Annotated in this window: 5 protein-coding genes; all 5 read right to left on the bottom strand. The window is 27.9% G+C overall.

Translation table 11 applies throughout. The features are described 5' to 3' along the window. Positions 1–288: 288 nt before the first annotated feature. The 5 genes from KQY27_RS04085 to KQY27_RS04065 all read right to left on the bottom strand — a co-directional run bounded on the left by KQY27_RS04085 (position 289) and on the right by KQY27_RS04065 (position 5,600). Positions 289–1,773, bottom strand: coding sequence for a glutamate synthase-related protein (locus tag KQY27_RS04085; protein ID WP_224425305.1), 1,485 nt, complete (start codon positions 1,771–1,773; stop codon positions 289–291). A gap of 48 nt (positions 1,774–1,821) precedes the next feature. Further along, a complete protein-coding gene (locus tag KQY27_RS04080; protein WP_224425308.1) occupies positions 1,822–2,493 on the bottom strand; it encodes a GXGXG domain-containing protein in 672 nt (223 codons plus the stop codon). Positions 2,494–2,606: 113 nt separating this feature from the next. Beyond that, positions 2,607–3,569 carry a glutamine amidotransferase gene (locus tag KQY27_RS04075; RefSeq protein ID WP_224425304.1) on the bottom strand — a complete coding sequence of 321 codons (963 nt, stop codon included), beginning with the start codon at positions 3,567–3,569 and terminating at the stop codon, positions 2,607–2,609. A gap of 53 nt (positions 3,570–3,622) precedes the next feature. Then, a complete protein-coding gene (pdxT, locus tag KQY27_RS04070; protein WP_224425303.1) occupies positions 3,623–4,270 on the bottom strand; it encodes a pyridoxal 5'-phosphate synthase glutaminase subunit PdxT in 648 nt (215 codons plus the stop codon). Positions 4,271–5,126: 856 nt separating this feature from the next. Continuing rightward, complete coding sequence (locus KQY27_RS04065) at positions 5,127–5,600, bottom strand: HEAT repeat domain-containing protein (protein ID WP_224425302.1); 474 nt, start codon at positions 5,598–5,600, stop codon at positions 5,127–5,129. Between the last annotated feature and the right edge of the window lie 400 nt (positions 5,601–6,000).

The raw sequence follows: 6,000 nt of genomic DNA, 5'->3' as shown, positions 1-6,000 counted from the left end.
TTCGTTTAACAGAAATTAAACGAAGTAAATAAAAAAAACATACAACTTACAACATTGAAAAGAGAAATCATAACCCAACAAAATTCCTCAATTCACAAATCAAACTTGTAATATGTTTTTTACTAATATGATTTAAGATAAACATATTATATAAATATAACGATTTTGTAATAAATATTTTCCAATGGAAAATATAAACATGAAAACCAAAAAACAAGAACAATCAATGAAAAAAATATAAAAAATGAAAAAATAGTAAATAAAAAATAAAAAAAATAAAGTAGCTAATTACTTTGCACCAGCCATTTTTACACCAGTTAAAGCACTAGCTTCTAAGGAAAGAGATTTAAGATCTTGTTTTTCAATCTTGCTAAGATGAGTGTTTCCACCTTGTTGAACTAACATACAAGCTTCCTCTGTCATAGCATTAATATATCTAGCTAATTCAATTCCTCTTTCTTTATAATTGAGTCTGTGACGTAAAGTCATGTCTTGAGTAGCTATTCCTTTTCTACAATTGCCTTTGAAACACATTTGACAAGTTTTACATCCAATAGCAATGAGTGCAGAAGTAGCTATGTAAACTGCATCAGCTCCAAGAGCTATAGCTTTAGCTAAATCAGCTCCATTTCTGATTCCTCCACCAGCAACAAGATTAACAGAACTTCTAAGATTAACCTCTTTAAGTGCATTGTCAGCTTCAACAATAGCTGCAAGAGTTGGAATTCCAGCATGTTCCATAATAACATCTGGACCTGCACCAGTACCCCCTTGCATACCATCTACAACAATAATATCTGCTCCACCTTTAGCTGCAATCTTAACATCATCAGCTACTCGACCAGCAGCAAATTTAACCATAATTGGTACTTGCCAGTTAGTGATTTCTCTTAGTTGAGATATTTTCATGGATAAATCTTCTGGACCAACTATATCCATATGACGAGCTGGAGATAATGCATCAGCACCTTCTGGAATATTTCTAATTTTTGAAACTTCAGCTGTAACTTTCTCACCAAGTAAGTGTCCACCCATTCCAGATTTTGCACCTTGACCTATTTTAATCTCAACAGCATCAGCACTATTTAAATAATCAGCAGAAACACCAAACCTACCTGAAGCATATTGAGCAATTAATTTATTAGCTAATCTCCTTTCAGCTGGAAGCATTCCACCTTCACCAGTATTTGTAGCTGTTCCTGCAAGAGAAGAACCAATAGCTAAAGCCATTTTAGCTTCCCTACTAAGAGCACCGAAAGACATTGCTCCAATCATAATAGGTGTTTCAAGTTCAAGTGGTTTTTCTGCAAATCTACTTCCGAGAACAACATTTGTTCCACAAGGTTCTCGATATTTATCAATAGGAGGTCTTGAAACTTGAGCCGGAGTAATGACTAAGTCATCGAAAGTTGGAAGAGATCTTGTAGATCCAGTACTTCTAATTTTATAAGATCCTACATGTGCCTTTCTTGAAATCTCATTCATTGTATTATAAGACCAAATTCCTCTTTTATCATTTGAAATAGCACTTACAGATATAGCATTATTAGGACACATTTCTTCACAGATTCTGCAACCTACACAATTTTTAGTATGAGTTGGATACGGATCTCCATTAATCATTTCATAAACGCCATGCGGACAGTTGTTTAAACAAGAAAAACATTTGTTACATATATTTTCATCTCTATCATCACATAAATACCAACAACATCCTGGGCGATCAAAATTTCTTTTACATAAAAATAAATCTTTTTCCACTTTAAAAGGCATATTTTCCCTCCTATTTCATTTATTAGCTAAATAATATAATTAAACCATTTAATCACAATAACAGTCTTCTTCCTCTTCATTACCATAAAACGGTCTTTTACTTTTAGGAATTATTTTTCTAAATTTTTTATAATCATCATCATTTAAATCAAAATTATAATGAGTTAAAACATCTTTAAGTTCATTTAGGTCATTTTCATCAATATTTACAAGATTAGCATTTTGACCTAAACTTTCAACAGAACCTCTAACATAGATAGCTCCTCTAATAATAGATTCACCAGCATCTTCACCAAGATTTCCAAGAACAATTATACGTCCACCCATCATGAAAATTCCAGTCATAAAACCAGAATCTCCACCAACAATAACGGTGCCACCTTTCATTATCTCTCCAGTACGGGATCCAACACCATTTCGAACTACTAAAGTTCCATCATAGACTCCTTGACCTGCACCATCACCTGCAGAACCTTCTACTATGATTTCCCCACCAGTCATATTGTCTCCTGCAAACCATCCAGCATTTCCATGGATAGTTAGATGAGCTTTATCCAACATAGTTCCAACAAAGTAACCAGCAGACCCATTAATTTCAATATGAGCCTCTTGAGTTAGACCAGCTATGAGATAATGCATTGCATTTGGATTTTTAATGACAATTTTATTACATTGATTAGCTATTTCCTTAATCTTTTGGTTAGCTTCACGAGGAGTCATTGATGAAAAATCTAACTCAAAAATTTTTTGTTCATGATCAACATGATCATTATCTTTAGTAATGTCTTTATTATCATTACTCAAATTATTTGAATCCATATCTAACAACCTCGCTATATTTCATAAACCCTTACTTCTCCAGGAGAAATTTGTTCAACATCACGAGTATCCATAACTTCATGAAGAGCTATTTCTTCTGAAGCTATAGCAAAAACATCATCATTTTCTGCCATAATTCCAGGACGTAAACCTAATTTATCTTTAGCTATTCCAATACCATTTGGAGTTCCAATAATATAAGAAAATGGACCATCCATATCTTCTACAGATTGTTCTAAAGCTTCTTCAAGAGAATAACCTGTATCTAACTTATCAGCTATGTAATGTACAAGACATTCTGTATCATTGTTAGTTTCAAATTTATGTCCTTTTCTCTCTAATGGATCTCTTACTTTCCAATAATTTGTAATTTGACCATTATGAACAACAGTTATATCTTTTACAATATAAGTTTGAAATGGGTGAGCGTGATAACGATCTACATTACTTTCAGTAGAAAATCTAGTATGACCAATACCATGAGTTCCTTTTATATCACGAGTATTATAACGATCAGCTATTTCATAAACAGAACCAACATCTTTTATCATTTGGAAAGAATGGCTTCCATTTAAAACAATAACATCACTATCAGCATTAGCCCTGCAAACATTAAATCCAGTCATACTATCACCAATACTATCAATACTAGTAATAAGTGGTTTTAAATCATGAAAGTTATCAAGAGCTATTTTACACTTATATATGAATGATTCATCTATAGAAGGAATAATTTCATCCTCTTTAATAGGAGTTTTAACATTAATAGCATCTTGAACAGTATGGAGTAATCCTTTTTTATCAGCTACTTGAATATTTAAAATATATTCATTTTCTTCAAGACCCATTCCTCCGTAGATTGCAAATCCTGCAGAATCTGGTCCTCTATGTTGAAGAGCATGTAACATCTTTGTCATATCATCTCCAACATTATGTAATTTTTTATCTTTATAAACGATTCCAGCTATTCCACACAATGGAAACCTCTCCTAAATTTAATTTTATAACTTCATTAAGATAATATATTAATTTAAACATTTTTATTCAATTTTATAACTTCATTAAGATAATATTCATGTAATCTAGTATCACAAGTAAGCTCTGGATGAAAAGACATTGCCATATTATTTCCTTGCTTTACAGCTACAATATTTGAATCAAGTTCAGACAATATTTCAACTTTATCAAGATTATTTACCGCATTAATATCCTCATTATTGAGATTATTATCAGCATTACTATCAAGAATAGATGAAACCGCAGGAGCTCTTATGAAAACACCAGGATAGGTAGTTCCAAAGATATTGACTTCGTTTTCAAAAGAATCTTTTTGTCTGCCAAATGCATTTCTTTTTACTTCAACATCCATGATTCCAAGAATTTCTTGATCATAATCGGTTTTTTTAGAAAGTAGAACCATTCCAGCACAAGTTCCAAAAACAGGAATTTGATTATCTTTAATTACTTTATCAATCCCTCTTTCTTTAATAAGTTTACCAATAACTGTACTTTCTCCACCAGAAATGATAATTCCATTACATTGAGCTACTTCATCAGCGTATCTTACTGGGATAGCTATAATTTCATTTTCCATATTCATCCTTTCAATAGTTTTTTGAGTCATTTCAAGGTGTTCACTTACTGCACCTTGTAGGTTTAATATTCCTATTTTAATCATAATCGACTTCCTTGAGATTGTTGTAAATTAATAAATATAAATCTAATATAATATTTCTAATATAACATTTAACATAATATATGATATTTTTTAATTAATTTTTAATAATTTTTAATAAATTATAAAAAATATAATATAAAATTTAAAATATATTATGAAATATTAAAAATTTAAATAATTATTATATTATTATTTATATTCAATAATTTAAAAAATTTTTGAATTTAAAACTATCAGTAGGAAATCTAAGCTAGTATTAAATTTTTAATTATTATGTAAAGCTACAGTTTCAAATTACTGACTAAACAGTTTAGTTCGACATTAAATCAAATAAATAGCTAAAAACAATAATTATGATAATTGAAAGGAATACAATACAGAATATATTATATAATTAATTATCAGCATTACTACTATTGTATGTTCTCATATATAAATTTACCGGAAATAGATTTCCTACTACTTACTTTTTCTGAATAAACATAGCATTAAAAAAGTTTTTTATAGAAATTGTTTAAAAAAATTTCATAAAAATAGATTATTTTTATTATTCAAAATCAAATCAATAGAATATAAACAATTCAATTATATTATATTGAATATTCAATAATATTGTACATTCAATTATATTATTATATTCAATTATATTTTATATTTAATATATTATATTATCTATATTATTTATATTTAGAATATTTAATATTGAAATTTAATATTGAAATCTTTTAAAATTGAAAGAAAAATTAAAAGATAAATAAAAATGAGATTAATAATAAAAATGAATAAAAATGAGATAAAAAAGTAATAGAATCCGATTAAAACAAATTAATTAAGAAATAATAAAAAATAAAGAGAATTAAGTATTCTCAATACTATCTACTGCGAATTTAGCCCCAGTTCTAACAAAACCACTTTCATCATCTAAAAGATTTTTTAGAGGTTCAATTGCACGTTTATCGCCAATTTTTCCTAGTGCCCAAGCAGCTGCACCTCTAACTCTCCAATCATCATCATCTAAAATATTAATCAATGGTTCAACTGCATTATCACCCATTCGACTTAATGCAGTAGAAGCTTCTCTTCTTACAAGCTTATTATTATCTCTCAAAGTAGCTATTAAAGGATCAATTGCTTTTTCATCACCAATTACACCTAATAATCTTGCAGAAAATTCTTTTACATTTTTAGTAGTGCCTTTCGTAGATAAAACTTCTATTAATGGTTCAAGAGATTCTTCAGACCTGATTTCTAGAAGACCAAAAGCTTCTTCTTGAACAAACTCATCATCATCATTTAAATCTTGAATAAGTTCTTGTATTGATTTTTCCATACTAATAACTCCTTATCTAAATTTTTTTAATATCTATATATTTCTTAATATATTATATACTTAAATGTAATATATATACTTTCATAATGTACGAACAGTTTTATATAATTAAAATTATAAAATTAAAAGTTAATTTAAATGAAAATTATTAAAAATACATTTAATTATTTTAATAAATTTATAATTCTAATAATTAATGGCACGAACTATTAGCAATATATTATGAATACTATTATTTTAATAAGATAAATAATTAACTATTAAGATTTAGACATATCAATAGTTAATTGTAATTAATCTTAAATACAAATAAAAGTACTATTATATAATATAATTATCAAATTAATATAATTAATAAATTTAATTAATATAATTAATTTATAAATTTATAAAATTAATA

The sequence above is a fragment of the Methanobrevibacter sp. TMH8 genome (assembly GCF_020148105.1).
Taxonomy (GTDB): Archaea; Methanobacteriota; Methanobacteria; order Methanobacteriales; family Methanobacteriaceae; genus Methanobinarius.
This window is presented reverse-complemented; position numbering and strand designations above follow the sequence as displayed.